This window comes from Pseudomonas uvaldensis, from assembly GCF_021271205.1.
GTDB classification, from domain to species: Bacteria; Pseudomonadota; Gammaproteobacteria; order Pseudomonadales; family Pseudomonadaceae; genus Aquipseudomonas; species Aquipseudomonas uvaldensis.
The window spans coordinates 87,738-108,566 of record NZ_JAIWKS010000006.1 but is presented as its reverse complement, the minus strand read 5'-3'; the positions used below and the strand labels follow the sequence as shown (position 1 = coordinate 108,566).

At 60.7% G+C, this 20,829-nt stretch carries 19 protein-coding genes; 11 read left to right on the top strand and 8 right to left on the bottom strand.

Annotated features, from left to right (window positions below; genetic code table 11):
* Positions 1–45 precede the first annotated feature (45 nt).
* Complete coding sequence (locus LCU97_RS15335; protein WP_053147979.1) at positions 46–465, bottom strand: acyl-CoA thioesterase; 420 nt, start codon at positions 463–465, stop codon at positions 46–48.
* Positions 466–508: 43 nt separating this feature from the next.
* Positions 509–1,735, bottom strand: coding sequence for a 3-hydroxyacyl-CoA dehydrogenase (locus LCU97_RS15330; RefSeq protein ID WP_232777071.1), 1,227 nt, complete (start codon positions 1,733–1,735; stop codon positions 509–511).
* 263 nt (positions 1,736–1,998) lie between these two features.
* On the opposite strand from LCU97_RS15330, the gene LCU97_RS15325 reads away from it, so the two are divergent.
* Both LCU97_RS15325 and LCU97_RS15320 read left to right on the top strand, forming a co-directional pair.
* Positions 1,999–3,075: a S8 family peptidase gene (locus tag LCU97_RS15325; protein ID WP_232777069.1), complete on the top strand. Its 1,077-nt coding sequence runs from the start codon at positions 1,999–2,001 to the stop codon at positions 3,073–3,075.
* Positions 3,076–3,513: 438 nt separating this feature from the next.
* The gene (locus LCU97_RS15320; RefSeq protein ID WP_053147985.1) at positions 3,514–3,780 is read left to right on the top strand and encodes a hypothetical protein; all 267 of its coding nucleotides are present in this window, start codon (positions 3,514–3,516) and stop codon (positions 3,778–3,780) included.
* Between the two features lie 164 nt (positions 3,781–3,944).
* Here LCU97_RS15320 and LCU97_RS15315 read toward each other — a convergent pair whose 3' ends face one another.
* The 3 genes from LCU97_RS15315 to LCU97_RS15305 form a co-directional block, all read right to left on the bottom strand.
* Positions 3,945–5,486 carry a phosphoenolpyruvate carboxykinase gene (locus LCU97_RS15315; protein WP_232777067.1) on the bottom strand — a complete coding sequence of 514 codons (1,542 nt, stop codon included), beginning with the start codon at positions 5,484–5,486 and terminating at the stop codon, positions 3,945–3,947.
* Positions 5,487–5,664: 178 nt separating this feature from the next.
* Positions 5,665–6,567: an Hsp33 family molecular chaperone HslO gene (gene hslO / locus LCU97_RS15310; protein WP_053147988.1), complete on the bottom strand. Its 903-nt coding sequence runs from the start codon at positions 6,565–6,567 to the stop codon at positions 5,665–5,667.
* A 123-nt stretch (positions 6,568–6,690) separates the two neighbouring features.
* On the bottom strand, positions 6,691–7,095 hold the full coding sequence (locus tag LCU97_RS15305; protein WP_232777065.1) for an RNA-binding S4 domain-containing protein: 405 nt from the start codon (positions 7,093–7,095) through the stop codon (positions 6,691–6,693).
* A gap of 234 nt (positions 7,096–7,329) precedes the next feature.
* Here LCU97_RS15305 and rimB point away from each other — a divergent pair, with 234 nt between their 5' ends.
* Positions 7,330–7,812 (top strand): retropepsin-like aspartic endopeptidase RimB, encoded by a 483-nt coding sequence (rimB, locus tag LCU97_RS15300; RefSeq protein WP_053147991.1) that lies wholly within the window; start codon positions 7,330–7,332, stop codon positions 7,810–7,812.
* Positions 7,809–8,714 (top strand): 30S ribosomal protein S6--L-glutamate ligase, encoded by a 906-nt coding sequence (rimK, locus tag LCU97_RS15295; protein ID WP_053147993.1) that lies wholly within the window; start codon positions 7,809–7,811, stop codon positions 8,712–8,714. Before rimB ends, rimK begins: the two co-directional genes overlap by 4 nt.
* Positions 8,715–8,840: 126 nt before the next feature.
* On the opposite strand, the gene LCU97_RS15290 is transcribed toward rimK, so the two are convergent.
* Together LCU97_RS15290 and ompR are read right to left on the bottom strand one after the other, a co-directional pair.
* A complete protein-coding gene (locus LCU97_RS15290) occupies positions 8,841–10,154 on the bottom strand; it encodes an ATP-binding protein (protein ID WP_053147995.1) in 1,314 nt (437 codons plus the stop codon).
* A gap of 108 nt (positions 10,155–10,262) precedes the next feature.
* On the bottom strand, positions 10,263–11,003 hold the full coding sequence (gene ompR, locus LCU97_RS15285; RefSeq protein WP_003196691.1) for an osmolarity response regulator transcription factor OmpR: 741 nt from the start codon (positions 11,001–11,003) through the stop codon (positions 10,263–10,265).
* A 351-nt stretch (positions 11,004–11,354) separates the two neighbouring features.
* Here ompR and LCU97_RS15280 point away from each other — a divergent pair, with 351 nt between their 5' ends.
* The 7 genes from LCU97_RS15280 to tauD all read left to right on the top strand — a co-directional run bounded on the left by LCU97_RS15280 (position 11,355) and on the right by tauD (position 19,580).
* Positions 11,355–13,676 (top strand): Tex family protein, encoded by a 2,322-nt coding sequence (locus tag LCU97_RS15280; protein WP_232777063.1) that lies wholly within the window; start codon positions 11,355–11,357, stop codon positions 13,674–13,676.
* Positions 13,676–14,059: a PaaI family thioesterase gene (locus LCU97_RS15275; RefSeq protein WP_053147999.1), complete on the top strand. Its 384-nt coding sequence runs from the start codon at positions 13,676–13,678 to the stop codon at positions 14,057–14,059. Before LCU97_RS15280 ends, LCU97_RS15275 begins: the two co-directional genes overlap by 1 nt.
* A gap of 253 nt (positions 14,060–14,312) precedes the next feature.
* Positions 14,313–15,896, top strand: coding sequence for a glutamate--cysteine ligase (gene gshA / locus LCU97_RS15270; RefSeq protein WP_053148001.1), 1,584 nt, complete (start codon positions 14,313–14,315; stop codon positions 15,894–15,896).
* 165 nt (positions 15,897–16,061) lie between these two features.
* The gene (gene tauA / locus LCU97_RS15265) at positions 16,062–17,039 is read left to right on the top strand and encodes a taurine ABC transporter substrate-binding protein (protein WP_232777062.1); all 978 of its coding nucleotides are present in this window, start codon (positions 16,062–16,064) and stop codon (positions 17,037–17,039) included.
* Positions 17,040–17,060: 21 nt separating this feature from the next.
* A complete protein-coding gene (tauB, locus tag LCU97_RS15260; protein ID WP_232777061.1) occupies positions 17,061–17,855 on the top strand; it encodes a taurine ABC transporter ATP-binding subunit in 795 nt (264 codons plus the stop codon).
* Positions 17,852–18,691 carry a taurine ABC transporter permease TauC gene (tauC, locus tag LCU97_RS15255; RefSeq protein ID WP_232777060.1) on the top strand — a complete coding sequence of 280 codons (840 nt, stop codon included), beginning with the start codon at positions 17,852–17,854 and terminating at the stop codon, positions 18,689–18,691. Before tauB ends, tauC begins: the two co-directional genes overlap by 4 nt.
* 46 nt (positions 18,692–18,737) lie before the next feature.
* Positions 18,738–19,580 carry a taurine dioxygenase gene (tauD, locus tag LCU97_RS15250; protein WP_232777059.1) on the top strand — a complete coding sequence of 281 codons (843 nt, stop codon included), beginning with the start codon at positions 18,738–18,740 and terminating at the stop codon, positions 19,578–19,580.
* A 149-nt stretch (positions 19,581–19,729) separates the two neighbouring features.
* Here tauD and mgrA read toward each other — a convergent pair whose 3' ends face one another.
* Positions 19,730–20,767: an L-glyceraldehyde 3-phosphate reductase gene (gene mgrA / locus LCU97_RS15245; RefSeq protein WP_053148015.1), complete on the bottom strand. Its 1,038-nt coding sequence runs from the start codon at positions 20,765–20,767 to the stop codon at positions 19,730–19,732.
* Positions 20,768–20,829 lie beyond the last annotated feature (62 nt).

Sequence of the window (20,829 nt, the reverse complement as noted above, 5' to 3'; positions counted from 1 at the left end):
TTGAAGATCGCAGCCTTCGCCCGTCGGAGGCTGCGATCTCTCGTTTCAGGCCACCAAACGTTCCAACGCCGTACGCAGCTGCTCTGGAATCGTCACCGGCAGGTTCGATGCCCGGTCCACGAACACGTGTACGAAGCGTCCCGCAGCACAAGCCTCTTCCTCCCCCGCCTTGAACACAGCCAGGTCGTATTGCACCGAGCTGTTGCCCAGCTTGCCGACTCGCAGGCCGACTTCAATCCGGTCGGGAAAGGCGATGGATGCAAAGTAATCGCAGGCCGAACTCACCACGAACCCCACCACCTGGCCATCATGGATGTCCAGGCCACCCACCTCGATCAGATAAGTGTTCACCGCCGTATCGAAAAAGCTGTAGTACGTGACGTTGTTGACGTGGCCATACACATCGTTGTCATGCCAGCGCGTGGTGATGGGATGCAGGTACGGGTATTCGGTACGTTGGGGCATCGGTTGTCCTTTGCGGTTATCCAGTGATCGTTGCGTGATGCGGTTATCGCTGCGCGAACCCCTTGTGCTGGGCGACAAGCTCCCCGATCAGGCGCGCAGGCTGCCAATGGTCCCCCTGCTTCGTCTCGAGTTCGAGAAGGCGCGCGTGAATATCCTCGAGCCCTTGCTCATCCGCCCAGGCCATCGGCCCACCCTTTTGCGCTGGAAAACCATAACCGTTGAGATACACCAGGTCGATATCGTGGGCCGACCCGGCGATGCCCTCCTGCAGGATCTTCGCGCCTTCGTTGACCAGCGCCAGCAGACAACGCTCGAGAATTTCCTCCGTGCTGATCTCGCGTCGCTGGAAACCCAGCTCTTCGCTGACCCGCTGCACCAGCGCATCCACCTCTACATCATGCTCGGCCTGTCGGCTGCCCGGTTCGTAGTGATAGTACCCATTGCCGCTTTTCTGCCCGAACCGTCCCAGTTCGCACAGGCGGTTATCCACCTGGAATTCGGGCGCATCCTGGCCCTTGCCCGCCAGTTCGCGAGCACGCCATTCCAGATCGATTCCGACCACGTCGTACATGCGGAACGGCCCCATGGCAAAGCCGAAGCCCTGGAGCGCCGCATCGACCTGATGAGGAAACGCGCCTTCCAGCAGCATCTTGCGCGCTTCCAGCACATAAGGATGAAGCATACGGTTGCCGATGAACCCATGGCAGTTGCCGGCTATGACGCTGACTTTGCCCATGCGATTGCCCAGCGCAACGGCGGCGTCCAATACCGCTTTGGACGTGTTCGCGCCACGGACGATCTCCAAAAGCTTCATGATGTGTGCCGGACTGAAGAAGTGGAGACCCAGGACCTGATCAGGCCGTCGAGTAGCGGCAGCGATCGCGTCGATGTCCAGCGCCGATGTATTGCTCGCCAGAATGGCCTCGGGCTTTAGCAAGCGATCCAACTCACGAAAGATCGCTTGCTTGAGTTCGAGATTCTCATAAACCGCCTCGATCACCAGATCCACATCGCGGATCGACGCATAGTCATCGGCCTGCGTCACCCGGGCGATCCGGGCATCGGCTTCGCCCTGGTCGATACGGCCCTGGCGAACGCCGTGAGCATAGGTCTCGGCCACCGCAGCCAGCGCTTGTTCAAGCATCTGCGGGTTGTTGTCGACCCACTGTACCGCCACGCCAGCATTGGCCAGGCACATCGCGATGCCCCGGCCCATGGTGCCTGCCCCAACCACGGCGGCGCGCTGAATATCGAAGGGTGTCTGGCTCATGTCAGCTCTCTTGTTGGCGACCAAAGACAGCCTTCACCTTAGTCAGCCGCTGTAGCTTTTTGAAATTTATTCGTGTGATGGCGGCCATTCAGCGGATGGATGTAGCGCGGGAGGCCTGCCTGGGTTGCCATGAAGAGATACAAACCCGGGCATTTTGATGTCTCGTCCCCGCCCAACTTGCGCGCTAAGGTGCGCCTTCAATTTCACGCATCGCGTCATGGCAGGAAGCCAGACGCTCGAGGCACTTTTCAAGGAACGAACCATTGCCATACCTATGCTCCGCTCTGAACACCCTGGGCATTACGTCGCTTTCACTGCTGGCGGGATGCCTGGCCGTCCCTGAGCAAACCACCATGGAGCCGGTCGCTTTCGAAACACCGGAGTATCACGCTCAGCGGGGCTTGGCCGTCGTCAAAGCCTCCGCCTTGTACGCCCGTGGCGGCACCGGCCAGCATGTGGTGGTGGCGCTGGTCGACTCGGGCCTCAATGCCGGCCTGGATGAGTTCGAAGGCAGACTGGCCGATCCTGGATTCGACCATGTCGAAAACCGTGCCGGTACCGTTGACCGTATCGGCCATGGCACACAGATGGCCGGCATCCTCGCCGCCAACAAGGACGGCCAGGGCATGCACGGCATCGCATTCGATGCACGGTTGATCCCCTTTCGTTTTGGCGACGACAACGAACCTTTCTTCTTCGACAGTGAAATTGCCCAATCCTGGCAAAGCGGCTTCGACAAGGGCGCTCGTCTGTTCAACAACTCCTGGGCCAACGCCATTCCCGCCACCGAGATCAATGAGGCCCGTTACAAGCAGGTCATGCCCGACTCCCTGGATGTTGCTCGCAAGCTGGTAGCCGCCGGCGCCGTGTTTGTCTTCCCCACCGGTAATGAACTCAAGCGCGAGCCCTTGGCCGAACCCGGATTGCCCGCGGCACTTGGAGAGCTGGAGAAAGGCTGGATAGCGGTGGTGGCGCTGAAAAACGACGGCAGCAGTATCAATGGCAAATCGAACTACTGCGGCGTCGCGGCCGCCTGGTGCATTGCCGTACCGGGCGGCGATTCCGGCACACAGGCGGGCCTGCTCACGGTGGATAAGGAAGGGCGTTACGTGCAAACCACCGGCACCTCCCCTGCCACGGCACTCGTCAGCGGGGCGCTGGCTACGCTGCAGAGCCTTTATCCGGAACTCAGTCCGCAACAGGTGCGTGAGCATCTGCTGGCGACAGCCAACCGCTCGGGTATTTATGCCAATAGTGAAGCTTATGGCCAAGGGCTGATGGATCTGGAGGCGGCCTCGCGACGCACTCCGGCATCGATAGCTGACCGATCATTCCAGTGAGGAACAACCATGCCGCGTTCTCTGATCCAATCTCTTGCTGTAGCCGTATGCCTGTTACTCAGCGGATGCATGAAGCTTCCCGAAGAACCACCATTGCTCGCGACGCTCGATACCCCGACTGCGGCTTTCCAGGCTTCGTCATCGCCTGGTGAGCCTTGTGTTTCAACGCGCTTTTCCTGAAAGCCCTCTGCCTATTACAAATTCGTCGGAAGCGGCCTACCGACTCTGAAGCCATCCTTACAGAAGCCGCGTAGGACCTGGCTGATTGTCGGGCAGAGGAAGGGGATAGCTAATAGAAACCGAGAGAAAAGCGCTTTTTCGTCCGTAGGACGCCGGTAAACGCCCTACACAATCCGTCCCCCCAAGCCATCTTGCGATGTCCGGACAGAGCTCTCTATAGTCCTCGGCGCGATTTGAAATCGTACTGAAGAGGTCCTCATGCACACATCCATTCCGTCTTTCGAGCGATACCAGTCGCTACGAAGCACACCTGCCCTGGCTATCGACACCGAGGCCGACGTCCATCATCTTTGCGACGCCGCCGCCCAACGAATCCGAGCATCCAGCGATCTGCTCGAAACCCTGCATTGCCTGTGCTTCAAACACGCCGATGTGAAGGATATTCCCAGCATCGTGCATGCCCTGTATCTGCTGGTTCAGGACGGAAGCGAGATGTTGGAGGTGATGCGCCAGCGGCTACGTTGAGGTTGAATCGATAAGGGGTAATATTCTGGCCGTTGTTACGCCATTGAGATGGAATATTTCCAGTCTGGATAGCCCTGCCCGCGTCATGCATTCCATCTTTCACACAAATAACGCCCATGAAAAAGCCGCCCTGGGAGGCGGCTTTTTCATTCGCAAACCAAGCCTTACAGCTGTGGTCCGGCAGCCTTGATCGCGTCGCTCACTTCAAACTTCTTGAAGTTCTCGATGAACAGGCCGGCCAGCGCCTTGGCGGCTTCGTCGTACGCAGCCTTGTCGGCCCACGTGTTGCGTGGGTTCAACAGGCCGGTTTCGACGCCTGGGACAGCCAGCGGCACGTCCAGGTTGATGATGTCCAGGTGCTCGGTTTCAGCACCGACCAGCGCGCCGCTCTGGATAGCGGCGATAACTGCGCGGGTGGTCGGGATGTTGAAGCGCTTGCCAACGCCGTAGCCGCCACCGGTCCAGCCAGTATTGACCAGGTAAACTTTGGAACCGAAGCCACGGATACGCTTGATCAGCAACTCAGCGTATTCGCCAGCCGGACGTGGGAAGAACGGTGCGCCGAAGCAGGTGGAGAAGGTCGACTTGATGCCGCTGCCCGAGCCCATTTCGGTCGAGCCTACCAGCGCAGTGTAGCCGGACAGGAAGTGGTAGGCAGCTTGCTCTTCGCTGAGGATCGAGACAGGCGGCAGTACGCCGGTCAGGTCGCAGGTCAGGAAGATCACGGCGTTAGGCTCGCCGCCGAGGTTTTTCGCCGAACGCTTTTCGACGTGCTCCAGCGGATAGGCGGCACGGCTGTTCTGGGTCAGGCTGCCGTCGGCGTAGTCCGCCTTCTTGGCGCTATCCAGCACAACGTTTTCCAGCACGGCGCCGTGCTTGATGGCTTTCCAGATAACCGGTTCGTTCTTCTCCGACAGGTCGATGCACTTGGCATAGCAACCGCCTTCGATATTGAACACCACGCCCTCGCCCCAACCGTGCTCGTCGTCACCGATCAGGTAGCGGCTTTCGTCGGCGGACAGGGTGGTCTTGCCAGTGCCGGACAAGCCGAAGAACAGGGTCACGTCGCCCTCTTCGCCAATGTTGGCGGCGCAGTGCATCGGCAGCACGTCGGCGGCCGGCAGCAGGAAGTTCTGCACCGAGAACATGGCCTTTTTCATCTCGCCGGCGTAGCGCATGCCTGCGATCAGTACTTTTTTCTGAGCGAAGTTGAGGATCACGCAACCGTCGGAGTTGGTACCGTCGCGCTCAGGAACGCATTCGAAGTTGGCGACGTTGAGGATCTGCCATTCCTGGCGACCAGCGGGATTGTACTGGGCCGGATTGATGAACAGGCAACGACCGAACAGGTTTTGCCAGGCAGTTTGGGTGGTCATCTTCACGGCCAGGTAGTGGTCATCGGACGCACCTACATGGACATGGGAGACAAAATGTTCTTGAGCGTTGTTGAACGCTTCGACGCGAGCCCACAGGGCATCGAATTTGTCGGCCGGGAACTTGCGGTTGATCGGGCCCCAGGCAATGGCGTCCTGGGTGCTCGGCTCTTCCACGATGAAACGGTCGGCTGGCGAGCGGCCGGTACGATGACCGGTACGGACTACCAGCGCGCCAGTATCGGCAAGCTCGCCTTCACCGCGATTCAAGGCTTCTTTGACCAGATCATCGACACTCAGATCGGTGTACACGGTGTTATTGGCTTGCGTCATGAGATTCCCCATCGGCCCGTGGCCGAGTGCTCCAAACGTTTTGTAGTAGGAAGTCGCGCACTACTACCCGAAAAAAGTGCGCCGGATTATGCCAGAAAAGCCCAAAAAAAGTAGGGCCCTCCCGTCAGTACGGCGTAAAACCGGCGTTTGCCAGGAGATTTACCTGAGCTGAAACGGTTCAGTGACGAGTATCTGACGGTGACTCGACACCCGCACCAGCGAACAATTGCGCAACGTCAGCTGCGTCGAACAGATAACGTTCATTGCAGAACTGGCAATCGATCTCGACGGCGCCGCCATGCTCGATCACCAGCTGCTGCGCATCCTGCAGACCCAGACTGACCAGCGCATTGCCGGATCGTTCACGAGAGCAACTGCATCGGAAGCGCAGCGGCAGACTGTCGAACAACCGTACGGCTTCCTCGTGGTAGAGGCGATGAAGAACCGTTTCGTTGTCCAGGCCCAGCAGCTCATCGGCGTTCAGGGTGCTGGCCAGCGTTGTAAGGTGCTGCCAGTTGGCGTCACGTTCTTCCGGATCGCGAATGCGATCGGCGGGCAGTTGTTGCAGCAGCAGGCCCCGCGCGCGCCGCCCGTCGGCGTACAGCCAGAAGCGTGTATTGGTCTGCTGGGACATGACGAAATAGTTGGTGAAGCATTCGGCCAGGGAGGCGCCGTCAAGGTCGACAATGCCTTGGTAACGTTTGCCGTGGGTCGGATCGACTGTCAGTGCCAGGACGCCGTTGGGCATCAGGTCGGCCAGGGTCGCGTCGGGTGCGATCTGCTCGGCATGATAGCGGGCCAGGCCACGGATCTCGCGCTCGCTGGAACACTCGATCATCAGCATCGGCACCGGGCCTTCGGAACGGGCCTGGAGAATCAGCAAGCCATCGAACTTCAGGGTGCCGACCAACAGCGCCGCTGCCGCCATGAGTTCGCCGAGCAGTTGCGCGACCGGCTCCGGATAGGGGTGCTTGGCAAGCACTTCGGCGTAGCTGCGCTCCAGCGCCACCATCTCGCCCCGGACGTCGCTGTCGTCGAAAATGAAACGTTGGGTGCAGTCGTTATCCGGAAAATCAGTCATAAGGTCTGGTATCTGAAGTGAAGGCAAAGGAATGGGCGGCATTTTATGGCCATTCCGGGTGGCTTCCAAGCAAAGCGCCGGACGGTATGCCCAACGTCCCCGTTAATCCGCTGCCGGCCTCTTCTATTCGCTACTGCTTCCCCGGAACTTGAACAGATCCCGTCGCTGTTTCTTGCTCGGTTTGCCATCGGTGCTGACCCCGAGGGCACCGGCCTTGCGCTGCGCAGCAGCGGCTTCGCGCCTGGCGATACTGGCTTCGGTTTCGCGATAGAGCGTCTGCGCTTCAGGCGCCCCGCGCCGGACAATCGACAATGCCTCGACCACCACGGTTTTCTCATCGAAACCGACGCGTATGACGTACTCGTCGCCGATGCGCGGCTCCTTGCCCGGCTTGCAGCGCTCGCCTCGGTGATGGACTTTGCCACTTTCGATAGCGGCCTTGGCAAGCGCACGGGTTTTATAGAATCGCGCCGCCCACAACCATTTATCGAGACGGACTTTGTCGTCCTCTTCCTGTTTTTGTGTCACTGCAATTCCTCTCTCTACTGATAGTCAGAACTGTACTACCGTTTTTGTCGAGCGCACGAATCCGGCCCGACAGATAGAATGCTCACCGAGTCGGCTTTGCCGGCCAGATAAGCTGACAAAAGTTACAAGCGCAAACAGCTGCGTAGATAACTGTCGTCAGTTTGTGATTACTCTGTGAGCCACCGCGATTCGCGGGCTCCACGATCCGACGTACTGATTGCAGGTTGCTTTTTATTGAAGACATTTGACCATTTGACCGTTGTCGGTCTTCGCGAGTGGGTGGCGCTTCCGGAGCTGGGAGTGGCGGGCCTGCGGGCAAAAATCGACACAGGGGCCAGCACTTCCAGCCTGCACGCCACCGATATCGAGCCGTTCGAGCGTGACGGTGAAAAATGGGTGCGTTTCACCGCGCACCTGGGCACGGTGGTGCAACTGCGTCATCGCCGTTGCGAAGCCCCACTGGTGGCGCGCAAGACGATAAAAAGTTCCAACGGCCACGCCCAGGTGCGCTACGTGATCAGCACCACGCTGGCGCTGGGTGATCGGGTCTGGCGGGTCGAATTCACCCTTGCCTGCCGCAAATCCATGCGATATCGCCTGTTGCTGGGCTCCAAGGCCTTGGTCGACGGCCAGTTGGTCGTCAATCCAGGCATCAAATACGTTCAAGACAAGCCGGTATTCCCGGTGTCCACTACCTCTGCCACAGGTGTTGCATGAAGATCGCTGTGCTGTCGCGTAACCCGCGTCTGTATTCCACTCGCCGCCTGGTTGAAGCCGGGACCGAACGTGGCCATGAAATGGTGGTGATCGACACCCTGCGCGCCTATATGAACATCGCCAGCCACAAGCCGCAGATCCATTACCGGGGCCAACCGCTGGAAGGGTTCGATGCAGTGATCCCGCGAATTGGCGCATCGGTCACATTCTATGGCTGCGCGGTATTGCGGCAATTCGAAATGATGGGCGTATTCCCCCTCAACGAATCCGTAGCGATCGCCCGCGCCCGAGACAAGCTGCGCTCCCTGCAATTGCTGTCGCGGCGTGGTATCGGCTTGCCGGTAACCGGCTTTGCCCACTCCCCCGACGATATTCCCGACCTCATCGCCATGGTCAACGGCGCACCGCTGGTGATCAAGGTGCTGGAGGGTACCCAGGGCATCGGCGTGGTCCTGTGTGAAACCGCGACTGCGGCCGAATCGGTAATCGAGGCGTTCATGGGCCTGAAGCAGAACATCATGGTCCAGGAATACATCAAGGAAGCCGGCGGCGCAGACATCCGCTGCTTCGTGGTGGGTGACAAAGTCATCGCTTCGATGAAGCGTCAGGCCCGCCCCGGGGAGTTTCGCTCCAACCTGCACCGTGGCGGCAGCGCCAGCCTGATCAAGATCACCCCGGAAGAACGCATGACCGCCTTGCGCGCGGCGAAAGTCATGGGCTTGTCCGTCGCCGGCGTGGATATCCTGCGCTCCAATCATGGCCCCCTGGTCATGGAGGTCAACTCCTCACCCGGCCTGGAAGGCATCGAGACCACCACCGGCAAAAACGTGGCCGGGATCATCATCGAGCACCTGGAAAAGAACGGCGGGCCGAACATGACCCGGACCAAAGGGAAAGGCTGACTCAACACAAAACCTTTGTGGAAGCGAGCCTGCTCGCGATTGCGGTGTCTCAGTCAAAGCAACACAACTGGGCTACCGGCCATCGCTAGCAGGCTTGCTCCCAAAGGTGCTCCACATCCAGATCGATTACACCGCATCCCGTGGCAGCATCAACCCCAACGGTAACCGCACCCGCGCTTCAAGCCCTCCACCCACTCGGTTGCGCAACTCTACATTGCCACCGTGCATCGAGGCGATGCGCTTGACGATTGCCAGGCCCAGTCCCGTGCCCTTCCCGCCGCGGGCACGGTCACCGCGAGTGAAGGGGTTGAAAATGGCTTCCAGCTCGGACGGATCGATGCCGCCCCCCCGGTCCATGACGCTCAGCACGACATAAGGCGCGCTGGTGTCGCCGGACACATAGGCCGCCACCTCGACGCCCGAACCAGCGTGGTTCAAGGCATTACCGATCAGGTTGTTCAGTAATCGCTTCATGGACACCCGACGGAGCGGGAACGGCTGGATCGGCTCCAGCCGCAGGTGCACTTTTTCGTCGTTCTGGTTATAGGGCGCAACCACCTCCTGGACCAGCTCGCTGAGATCTACTTCCTCCACCGACTCGTCACGCCCATCGCGAATGAACGCCAGGAACTGATCGAGGATCGCGTCCATGTCCTCGATGTCACGAATCATTTCATTGGTGAGGTCGGTATGTTCGCCCATCAACTCCAACGACAGGCGCAGCCGGGTCAATGGCGTGCGCAGGTCATGGGAAACACCGGCGAGCATCAATTCACGTTCTCGTCCGGCCTGCTCGACGTCTTCGGCCATTTGATTGAAAGCACGGTAGACCTCGGTCATTTCGCTCGGGGTGTCACTGATGGGCAGCCGCACGCTGCGCCCCTGGCCCAGTTGGCGAGCCGCATAGACCAGGCGCTTCAATGGCTGGTTGAGCTGGCTGACGAAGATCCACGCCGACGCTGTCGACAAAAGCCCAATGGCGAGGAACCAGCCGAGTACGTTCCAGATTTTCTGGCCCCGCAAAGGATGGGGGTACAGCGGAACCTTCAGCCAACCATCCCCCAGGCTCGGCGCACGCACCCACAGCGCCGGAGGCGAATGCATGCGCAATCGGACCTCGGTGTCGGCACCCAGCTCGGCCTGCATCTGTCGTTGGTAGATCTCGCTGTAGGGCCAGTGTTGCTCCCCTTCCGGTACTCCGGCACCGACCACCCGGATCAGCGTCGCCGCCTCGGCGATCTTCGCCCGGTTGTTTTCATCGGCTGCCCAATAGGCCCGCAGGGTCAAGGCGACACCATGGCTGTATTGGCGATCCACCAGCACGTCTTCGTTCATCAGCAGGTAGACCAGCGTCAGCGCCTTGGAAAAGAGCACGACGATCAGCACCAGCCAGAGGGTGCGGGAGAAGAAACTCTGGGGGAACCAAACAGGGGTTTTCATGGATAACCGCTACACACTTGCAGGAGCGAGCGATGCTCGCACACTGACGGACTGCGAGTCGCCTGGAAGAAACCCTTCAACCAGCCAACCCGCTCCTACAAATCGCCATTACTTACTGGCAGCACCATCCGGCACGAAGACATACCCCACGCCCCAGACGGTCTGGATATAACGCGGCTTGGAAGGATCGGGCTCGATCATCCGGCGCAGGCGGGATATCTGAACGTCGATGGAACGCTCCAGCGCATCCCACTCACGGCCACGGGCCAGGTTCATCAGCTTGTCACGGGTCAACGGCTGACGAGCATTCATCACCAGTGCCTTGAGCACGGCGAACTCGCCGGTGGTGAGCATGTGGACTTCATCGCCGCGCTTGAGCTCGCGGGTGGCCAGGGACAGTTCATAGTCGCCGAAGGTCACGCTTTCGTCTTCGCTGCCCGGCGCGCCAGGAACCGGGGCCGACTGGCGACGCAGGACCGCCTTGACCCGAGCCATCAGCTCGTCCGGGTTGAACGGCTTGGCCAGGTAATCGTCGGCCCCTAGCTCCAGCCCCTTGATACGACTCAGCTCGTCACCCTTGGCGGTGAGCATGATGATCGGGATCTGGTTGTTGGCGCCACGCAGGCGGCGGCAGGCGGTCAGGCCGTCCTCGCCAGGGAGCATCAGGTCGAGGACCACAAGGTTGAAGACCTCGCGGGCCAGCAACCGATCCATCTGTTCGGTGTTCGGTACGGTGCGGGCGCGGTAGCCCTTGCTGACGAAAAAACGCTCCAACAGGCTGCTCAGCCCAGGATCGTCGTCAACGATCAGAATTTTTTCGCCTTCAGCAGTTTGTGCAGTGCTGCTCATAGGAAGCTCCTTTGATCTCGGCGCGCATTATGGCCTAGCTGCCGTTATACGCACCGTGTGCATTGTTAGCAGATTTTTCCTCTATCTCCACTGATACGGGTATCGAGCCTACAGACCACGGCGCCCCCGAAAGACGGAACGCCGGTTATAATGCGCGGCCTTTTGTGCCAGGAAATGTCGGATCGTATTTGCGGCGCGCTTTTCCCAGGCCAGGCAGCACTTTTTGAATTTCGCGGGTCAACTGACAGCCTTTTGACCCAGGCAGCGGCGCATGCCAGGCCGCTCAACCAGTCTCGCCAAGCCCTGTTCAAGTGGCGGCGAGCCTGATTTCACATTTTGTCAGGTGGTTTTATGGACAGCATCAACAGCCGCATCGCCGAGGAGCTCGGTGTACGCCCACAACAGGTCGAAGCGGCCGTCGCGCTACTCGATGAAGGCTCCACGGTGCCTTTCATCGCCCGCTACCGGAAAGAAGTGACCGGCAGCCTCGATGACACCCAATTGCGTCATCTGGAGGAGCGCCTGCGCTACCTGCGCGAACTCGACGAACGGCGCATCAGCATCCTGGCCAGTATCCAGGAACAGGGCAAGCTGACCCCGGCACTGGAACGCGACATCAAGCTGGCGGACACCAAGACCCGTCTCGAAGATTTGTATCTGCCCTACAAGCAAAAGCGCCGCACCAAGGGCCAGATCGCGCTCGAAGCCGGTCTCGGCGAATTGGCCGACGGTCTGTTCAACGACCCAGCCCTGACACCGGAAATCGAAGCCGCTCGCTTCGTGGACACTGAAAAAGGCGTGCCCGACGTGAAGGCGGCACTGGAAGGTGCCAAGTACATCCTGATGGAGCGTTTCGCCGAAGACGCCAACCTGTTGGAAAAGCTGCGCAATTTCCTTAAACAGGAAGCCATCCTCAGCGCCCGCGTGATTGCCGGCAAAGAAGAGGACGGCGCGAAGTTCCGTGACTATTTCGAACACGACGAACCCCTCAAGACCGTGCCGTCTCACCGGGCCCTGGCCATTTTCCGTGGCCGCAACGAAGGCATCCTCAGCTCTGCGCTGAAGGTCGGTGACGAGTTGCCGGGCACCATGCACCCTTGCGAAGGCATGATCGGCCAGCAGTTCGGCATTCAGAACCAGAACCGTCCCGCCGACAAATGGTTGGCCGAAGTCGTCCGCTGGACCTGGAAGGTCAAGCTCTACACGCACCTGGAAACCGATCTGCTGGGCGAACTGCGGGACAATGCCGAGGCCGAAGCGATCAACGTCTTCGCCCACAACCTGCACGATCTGCTGCTGGCCGCCCCGGCCGGCCCGCGTGCCACCCTGGGCCTGGACCCGGGCCTGCGTACCGGCTGCAAGGTGGCGGTGGTGGACTCCACCGGCAAGTTGCTGGACCACACCACGGTCTACCCCCACGTGCCGCATAACAAGTGGGACCAGACCCTCGCGGTGCTCGCCGCCCTGTGCGCCAAGCATTCGGTGGACCTGATCGCCATCGGCAACGGCACTGCCAGCCGGGAAACCGACAAACTGGCCGCCGAGCTGATCAAGAAATACCCGGCCATGAAACTGACCAAGGTCATGGTCTCCGAGGCCGGCGCTTCCGTTTACTCGGCCTCGGAGCTGGCCGCCAAGGAATTCCCGGACCTGGACGTGTCGATCCGTGGCGCGGTGTCCATTGCCCGCCGTTTGCAGGACCCGCTGGCGGAACTGGTGAAGATCGATCCGAAATCCATCGGTGTGGGTCAATACCAGCACGACGTGTCCCAGTTGAAACTGGCCCGTGGCCTGGACGCCGTGGTGGAGGACTGCGTAAACGCCGTGGGCGTGGACGTGAACACTGCATCGGTGGCGCTGCTGGCACGGATTTCCGGCCTGAACACCACACTGGCGCAGAACATCGTGACCCACCGCGATGAGCATGGCGCCTTCAAGACCCGCGCTGCGTTGAAGAAGGTCCCGCGCTTGGGTGAAAAAACCTTCGAACAGGCCGCCGGGTTCCTGCGCGTCATGAATGGCGATAACCCGCTGGACTCCTCTGCCGTCCACCCCGAGGCCTACCCGCTGGTGCAACGCATCGCTGCCCAGACTGACCGCGACATCCGCTCGCTGATCGGCGACGCGGCGTTCCTCAAGCGCCTGGATCCGAAGAAATTCACCGATGAAACCTTCGGCCTGCCCACCGTGACCGACATTCTTCAGGAACTGGAAAAACCAGGCCGTGACCCGCGTCCCGAGTTCAAGACCGCCGAGTTCCAGGAAGGCGTCGAGGATCTCAAGGACCTGCAGCCCGGCATGATCCTCGAGGGTGTGGTGACCAACGTCACCAATTTCGGTGCGTTCGTCGACATCGGCGTGCATCAGGACGGCCTGGTGCATATCTCGGCGCTGTCGGAGAAGTTCATCAAGGATCCACGCGAAGCCGTGAAGGCCGGCGATGTGGTGAAAGTGAAGGTCATGGAAGTCGATATCCCGCGCAAACGCGTCGGCCTGTCGATGCGCATGAGCGACACGCCAGGTGAAAAAGTCGACGGCGCCCGTGGTGCCCGTCCGGGCTCGACGCCACGTCCGCAGAACACCGCACCACGCAAGGAAACCGCCACGGCGGCCCCGGTGAACAATGCCATGGCCTCGCTGTTCGCCAACGCCAAGCAGTTGAAGAAACGCTGATGGACGTGCCGGCCGGGTTGGTGGAGAGCGCGTTTTTCAAGCTGCTCGGCTGCCGTCTGCACAGCCTTGAGGAAGGGGTGGCACAAGTCGCCCTGGGCCTTGAGGCGCCGCTGCGCAATCGGGGCGGCAAGCTGCATGGCGGCGCGCTGTTCAGCCTGGTGGACATCGCCATGGGCCTGGCCTGCTCCAGCGTCCATGGCTTCGACCAGCAGAGCGCAACCATCGAATGCAAGATCAACTACATTCGCGCCGTGTCCGAGGGCGAAGTGTTGTGCACGGCCCGGGTGATTCATCCAGGCCGGCGCACGCTGGTGGTCGAGGCCGAGGTGATGCAAGGCGACAAGCTGGTCGCAAAAGCGCAAGGCACGTTCGCTGCCCTATAGCTCCCTGTCGTCGATTTGGGGTAATTTCGGCGCAACAGTGCAGCGTCGGATTTTCTGTGGGAGCGGGCTTGCTCGCGAACGCGGTGTGTCAGTGACTCGAATGTCGACTGGCGTACCTTAATTCGCGAGCGAGCCCGCTCCCACAGGGATGTGGCGCTTGAAAACCAGGCGAAAACGCCAGTTTTAACTTCACCCTTGTAGAGCGCCTTGCCCACCCCCATATTGGGGCGACTGACGCGTGAAGGAATTCAACTTGAGCGACCTCTTAAACCGCCGCCTGGCCCTGCTCGGCGAGCGCGCCAACCTCTCCCTGCTCGAGCAGTGCCTGCACGGTATCGAACGTGAATGCCTGCGTGTCACGGACACCGGGCGACTGGCGTTGACCCCGCATCCCGAGGCCCTGGGCTCGGCGTTGACCAATGAACAGATCACCACCGACTATTCCGAGTCGCTGCTGGAGTTCATCACGCCCGCCCTGTCGAACCCTGCCGATACCCTGGCCAGCCTCGACAGCATCCATCGGTTCGTCTACAGCAAGCTCGGTGACGAATACCTGTGGAGTCCGTCGATGCCGTGCCCGCTACCGGCGGAAGAAGAGATTCCGATCGCGTATTACGGCACCTCGAACATCGGTCGGCTCAAGTACGTCTACCGCCAAGGCCTGGCGCTGCGCTACGGCAAGACCATGCAGTGCATCGCAGGGATCCACTACAACTTCTCCCTGCCCGAAAAACTCTGGCCGCTGCTTCGGCAAGCGGAAGCCGCCGAAATGAGTGACCGTGACTTCCAGTCGTCGGCCTACATCGCACTGATCCGCAATTTCCGTCGCTACAGCTGGCTGCTGATGTACCTGTTCGGCGCCTCCCCGGCCCTGGACGCTGGCTTCCTGCGCGGTCGTCCGCACCAGTTGGAGCAACTGGACCCGGACACCCTCTACCTGCCCTACGCCACCAGCCTGCGCATGAGCGACCTGGGTTACCAGAGCAACGCCCAGGCCGGCCTGACGCCGTGCTACAACGACCTGGCGAGCTATACCGACAGCCTGCGCAAAGCGGTGGCAACGCCCTATGCGCCCTATGTTGAAATCGGCACTCATCGCAACGGCGAATGGATCCAGCTCAACACCAACATCCTGCAGATCGAAAACGAGTACTACTCCAACATCCGCCCCAAACGCGTGACCTATACCGGCGAGCGCCCGATCCAGGCCTTGATGGCCCGGGGCATCCAGTATGTCGAAGTGCGCTGCCTGGACATCAACCCGTTCCTGCCAATGGGTATCGACGTCACCGAATCGCGTTTCCTCGATGCATTTCTGTTGTATTGCGGCCTCAACGACAGCCCGCAACTGGAAAACAACGAATGCGGCAACGCCACCAGCAACTTCCTGACGGTGGTCAAGGAAGGTCGCAAGCCAGGCTTGCAACTGCAGCGTCAGGGCCAATCGGTGGACATGCAGTCCTGGGCCATCGAACTGCTGGAAAAGATCGCGCCGCTGGCGGCGTTGCTGGACCAGAGTCAGGGTGGCGATGCCCACCGCCAGGCACTGGAGGCACAACTGGCGAAGGTGATGGACCCGTCACTGACCCCATCCGCGCAGGTACTGGCGGCCATGGCCGAACATCAGGAAAGCTTCGCCCAGTTCTCCCTGCGCCAGAGCAAAGCCCACGCCGAATTCTTCCGCGCCGAGTCTCTGGCTGCCTCGGAGCAGGCGGCATTCGAAGAGGCCGCACGCCAATCACTGGCCCAGCAGAGCGAGCTGGAGCAGAACGAGGTCGGGGATTTCGATGTGTTCGTGGGTTCTTACCAGGCGAGCATTCTGGCGATCAGTAACTGACTGTTCTTTATGGCGAGGGAGCAAGCACCCTCGCCATAAAGACATGCCGCACGCTGAGTTTTTTCGCTGATAAGCTCATTCTAAAAAGTTATTTATTTCTGAATTCTTAGATCATTTAGTCTCCTCCAACACCCAGCATCCAGTGGCCTGTTGAGGAGCTTTGCCATGACTTTGAGTTTCCCCCTTCGCCTTCTCGCGGCCGCCTCCCTGGCCGCAGCGAGTCTTTTCGCCCAAGCAGCCGACCTGACCGTCGCGTACCAGACCACCGTCGATCCGGCCAAAGTCGCCCAAGCCGACGGTACTTATGAAAAAGCCACCCAAGCCAGGATCGACTGGCGCAAATTCGATAACGGCGCCGACGTCATCACCGCCATCGCCTCAGGCGATGTACAGATCGGCTACCTCGGTTCAAGCCCGCTGACCGCTGCCATTACTCGCAAGGTCCCCGTGGAAACCTTTCTCATCGCCACGCAGATCGGCGCCGCCGAAGCTCTGGTGGTCCGTGACGGTGCCGGGATCAAGAGCCCGCAAGACCTGATCGGCAAGAAGATCGCCGTGCCGTTCGTATCCACTGGCCACTACAGCCTGCTGGCCGCGTTGAAGCACTGGAACATCGACCCGTCGAAAGTCACCGTACTGAACCTCGCGCCACCGGCCATCATCGCGGCCTGGAAGCGCGGCGATATCGATGCAACCTACGTTTGGGACCCGGCCCTTGGCGTGGCCAAGGAAAACGGCAAGGTGCTGATCACCTCCGCCGAACTGGCCCAGTTCGGCGCGCCAACCTTTGACGCCTGGATCGTACGCAAGGACTTCGCCCAGAAGCATCCGGAAATCGTGACGGCCTTCGCCAAAGTGACCCTGGATGCCTACGCCCAATACCGCAAGGATCCACAGGCCTGGCTGGCCAACGCGTCCAACATCGACAAACTGGTGAAACTCTCCGGCGCCAAGGCCACTGACATCCCGCTGTTGCTGCAAGGCAACGTCTATCCGCTGGCCGCCGACCAGGTGGTGAGCCTCGGCGCACCGACCACTCAGGCGATCACCAACACCGCGGCGTTCCTCAAGGAGCAAGGCAAAGTCGAAGCCGTACTGCCGGACTACGCGCCGTACGTCAGCGCCAAATACATCACTCACTGATTACATTCGGGAGACATTGCGATGGCCTTGCTACAGCTGGAGCGCATCAGCGCACAGTACCCCGGTGCAGCGGAACCTGTGCTGGCGGATGTTTCACTGACCCTGGGGCCCCGACAATTGCTGGTTGCCCTTGGCCCGTCCGGCAGTGGCAAGACCTCGCTGTTGAACCTGATCGCCGGATTCGTCCAGCCCAGCGCCGGACAGATCACCCTGGACGGCGTACCCGTATCGGGGCCGGGTGCCGAGCGCGGCGTGGTGTTCCAGGACGACGCGCTACTGCCTTGGCAAGACGTGCTGGCTAACGTTGGGTTCGGCCTGGAGCTGGCCGGCGTCGCCAAGGCACAGCGTGAAGCCCGCGCTCGCGAAATGCTCGCCCTGGTGGATCTGGCCGGTTTCGAACAGCGCCGCATCTGGCAGCTTTCCGGCGGGCAGAAACAACGTGTCGGCCTTGCCCGAGCGTTGGCGGCCGACCCACGCCTGCTATTGATGGACGAGCCTTTCGGCGCCCTGGACGCTTTCACCCGTGAGCAAATGCAGGAATTGTTGCTGCAAGTCTGGCAACGCACTGCCAAACCGGTGTTCCTCATCACCCATGACATCGAGGAGGCGGTCTTCCTCGCCACCGACCTGATTCTGCTGGCACCCGATCCGGGGCACATCGTCGAGCGCTTGAGCCTGGACTTCGGTCGACGTTATGGGGACGGGGAATCGGCTCGGTCAATCAAGTCCGATCCACGCTTTATCGAAACCCGCGAGCATGTACTCGCCAAAGTGTTCTCTCAACGCAGCGCCATTCGGCAACAGGAGCGCGCATGAGCAGCTATGAAGTGCCTGCCCTGGTCCGTGAACCGACGACCAGGCGCCCAGCCATCGGCTCAGGGTTCAAATTGAGTATCCGCTGGATCAGCAGCCTGACGTTGATCGCCTTGCTGTCGGCCTGGTGGGCCGTCACCGCCAGCGGGTTGATCGAACCGTTGTTCCTGCCTTCGCCCTTCGCGGTGCTGCAAAAAGGCTGGCTGCTGGCGACCAGCGGCTATATGGACGCCACACTCTGGCAACACTTGGGCGCGAGCCTTCAGCGAATCGGCCTGGGCCTGTTGTTCGCCATTTTGACGGCGGTACCGGTGGGCATCGCCATCGGCGCCAACCGCATCGCCCGGGGTGTGCTCGATCCCTTGATCGAGTTTTACCGGCCGATCCCGCCCCTGGCCTATCTGCCATTGATCGTGATCTGGTGCGGCATTGGTGAGCTGTCGAAGGTGCTACTGATTTATCTGGCGATCTTCGCCCCGATTGCCATCGCCACCGCGACCGGCGTGCGCACCGTCGACCCGGCCAAACTGCGGGCCGCGCAATCGCTGGGTGCCACGCGTATCCAGTTGATTCGCCATGTGATCGTACCCAGTGCCCTGCCGGACATCCTGACCGGGATTCGCATCGGCCTGGGCGTGGGCTGGTCGACGCTGGTGGCCGCCGAACTGATCGCCGCCACCAGCGGTCTGGGCTTCATGGTGCAGTCAGCCGCGCAGTTCCTGGTCACCGATGTGGTGGTGTTGGGAATCCTGGTGATCGCATTGATCGCCTTCGCCATGGAAATGGGCTTGCGCGCCCTGCAACGCAGACTGGTGCCATGGCACGGCCAGACCCATTGATACCCAATGACCACGCCGACGATTCGGCGCCAAACGAGACATTGCGATGAACCGTGCGACCATTACCCCGTTGAGCAGCGCCCTCGGCGCGCAGATCAGCGGGATCGATATCAGCAAGCCCTTGAGCCCACAGGATCGCGACACCATCGAGCAGGCATTGCTTGAACATCAGGTGCTGTTCTTTCGGGACCAGCCGATCGATCCGCGGCAGCAGGCGCGTTTCGCCGCTTACTTCGGTGACCTGCATATTCATCCGATCTACCCCAACGTGCCGGAACAGCCTGAAGTCCTGGTGCTCGACACCGCCGTCACCGATGTTCGCGACAACGCCATCTGGCACACCGACGTGACCTTCCTGCCGACCCCTGCCCTGGGCGCGGTGCTCAGCGCCAAACTGCTACCGGCGTTCGGCGGCGACACCTTGTGGGCCAGCGGGATCGCAGCCTATGAAGCCTTGTCATCGCCTTTGAAAGGTATGCTGGAAGGCCTGACGGCAACCCACGACTTTATCCGTTCGTTTCCGCTGGAACGGTTTGGCACGACCGCCGAAGATCGGGTGCGCTGGGAAGAGGCGCGCCGCAAGAACCCACCGTTGTCCCATCCGGTCATTCGCACCCACCCGGTCAGCGGGCGTCGTTCGCTGTTCGTCAATGAAGGTTTCACCACCCGCATCAACGAGCTGTCGGAAAGCGAAAGCGAGGTCATCCTGAAGTTGTTGTTCGCCCACGCCACCCGCCCGGAATTCACCATCCGTTGGCGCTGGCAGGCCAACGACGTGGCGTTCTGGGACAACCGCGTGACCCAGCACTTCGCGGTGGATGACTATCGCCCGGCGCGGCGGGTAATGCACCGGGCGACGATACTGGGGGATGTGCCGTTTTTCAGGTGAATACAACCATCTGTGGTGAGGAAGCACTGTGGGAGCACAGCTTGCTGGCGATGCGGACGACGCGATTTATGCGTTATCGTTCATCGCGGGCAAGCCTTGCTCCCACAGGTTTGCTCCCACAGCCTTTCCTACAGCTTGCTCCCGCAACGTCACTCCGCCAACGAAGGCTTCTCCCAGAGATTGATCCCGCCTTCCTGGGCGAAACGATCGATCTGCGCCAGTTCCTCCGCGCTGAAATCCAGTTTCTTGAGGGCGCCGACGTTCTCGATGATCTGCTCCGGACGGCTGGCACCGATCAGCGCCGAGGTGATCCTAGGATCGCGAAGCGTCCAGGCCAAAGCCATTTGGGCCAGGCTCTGCCCGCGCCGTTGGGCGATCTCGTTGAGGGCTCGTACGTGGGCAATGTTGCTTTGCGACAGGTGCGAAGCCTGCAACGAGCCACCTCCCGGGCGGTTGATCCGCGCATCATCCGGAATGCCCTTGAGGTATTTGTCAGTGAGCAGGCCTTGGGCCAAGGGAGTAAAAGCGATCACGCCGGTGCCCAGCTCTTCGGTTGCCTCCAGCAGGTCTTTCTCCACCCAGCGATTGAGCAGGTTATAAGCCGGCTGGTGAATCAGCAGTGGGACCTTCCACTCCTTCAGCAGTGCGGCCATTTCCCGCGTCTTCACGCCTGAATAAGAAGAAATGCCGACATACAACGCCTTGCCCTGCTGCACGGCAGTCGCCAAGGCACTGGCGGTTTCTTCAAGCGGCGTGTCGGGATCGAAACGGTGGGAATAGAAGATATCCACGTAGTCCAGCCCCAGGCGCTTCAGGCTCTGATCAAGACTGGCGAGCACGTACTTGCGCGAACCGCCGCCCTGCCCATAAGGCCCCGGCCACATGTCCCAACCGGCCTTGCTGGAAATGATCAGCTCATCGCGGTACTGCTTGAAATCTTCGCGCAGCAACCGACCGAAATTGATCTCGGCACTGCCGTAGGGCGGGCCATAGTTGTTTGCCAGGTCAAAGTGGTTGATCCCCAGGTCGAATGCCGTGCGCAGCAAGGCGCGCTGCGTGTCGATTGGCGTGCTGTCGCCGAAGTTGTGCCACAACCCCAGCGACAGTGCTGGCAGCACCAGGCCGCTACGGCCGACGCGGCGATAGGGAATGGACTCGTAGCGGTTGCCGGCGGCGGTGTAAGTCATCGGAAGACCCTCCGTTCGGGTGGATGCGAAAGGGCTAACGGTAGCATTTCATCACAGTACCC

Excerpts from the sequence above, each read along its gene's own strand:
- LCU97_RS15335 (WP_053147979.1), bottom strand. The coding sequence starts at position 465 with ATGCCCCAACGTACCGAATACCCGTACCTGCATCCCATCACCACGCGC.
- LCU97_RS15330 (WP_232777071.1), bottom strand. The coding sequence starts at position 1,735 with ATGAGCCAGACACCCTTCGATATTCAGCGCGCCGCCGTGGTTGGGGCA.
- LCU97_RS15320 (WP_053147985.1), top strand. The coding sequence starts at position 3,514 with ATGCACACATCCATTCCGTCTTTCGAGCGATACCAGTCGCTACGAAGC.
- LCU97_RS15315 (WP_232777067.1), bottom strand. The coding sequence starts at position 5,486 with ATGACGCAAGCCAATAACACCGTGTACACCGATCTGAGTGTCGATGAT.
- hslO (WP_053147988.1), bottom strand. The coding sequence starts at position 6,567 with ATGACTGATTTTCCGGATAACGACTGCACCCAACGTTTCATTTTCGAC.
- rimK (WP_053147993.1), top strand. The coding sequence starts at position 7,809 with ATGAAGATCGCTGTGCTGTCGCGTAACCCGCGTCTGTATTCCACTCGC.
- LCU97_RS15290 (WP_053147995.1), bottom strand. The coding sequence starts at position 10,154 with ATGAAAACCCCTGTTTGGTTCCCCCAGAGTTTCTTCTCCCGCACCCTC.
- ompR (WP_003196691.1), bottom strand. The coding sequence starts at position 11,003 with ATGAGCAGCACTGCACAAACTGCTGAAGGCGAAAAAATTCTGATCGTT.
- LCU97_RS15280 (WP_232777063.1), top strand. The coding sequence starts at position 11,355 with ATGGACAGCATCAACAGCCGCATCGCCGAGGAGCTCGGTGTACGCCCA.
- LCU97_RS15275 (WP_053147999.1), top strand. The coding sequence starts at position 13,676 with ATGGACGTGCCGGCCGGGTTGGTGGAGAGCGCGTTTTTCAAGCTGCTC.
- tauA (WP_232777062.1), top strand. The coding sequence starts at position 16,062 with ATGACTTTGAGTTTCCCCCTTCGCCTTCTCGCGGCCGCCTCCCTGGCC.
- tauB (WP_232777061.1), top strand. The coding sequence starts at position 17,061 with ATGGCCTTGCTACAGCTGGAGCGCATCAGCGCACAGTACCCCGGTGCA.
- tauC (WP_232777060.1), top strand. The coding sequence starts at position 17,852 with ATGAGCAGCTATGAAGTGCCTGCCCTGGTCCGTGAACCGACGACCAGG.
- tauD (WP_232777059.1), top strand. The coding sequence starts at position 18,738 with ATGAACCGTGCGACCATTACCCCGTTGAGCAGCGCCCTCGGCGCGCAG.
- mgrA (WP_053148015.1), bottom strand. The coding sequence starts at position 20,767 with ATGACTTACACCGCCGCCGGCAACCGCTACGAGTCCATTCCCTATCGC.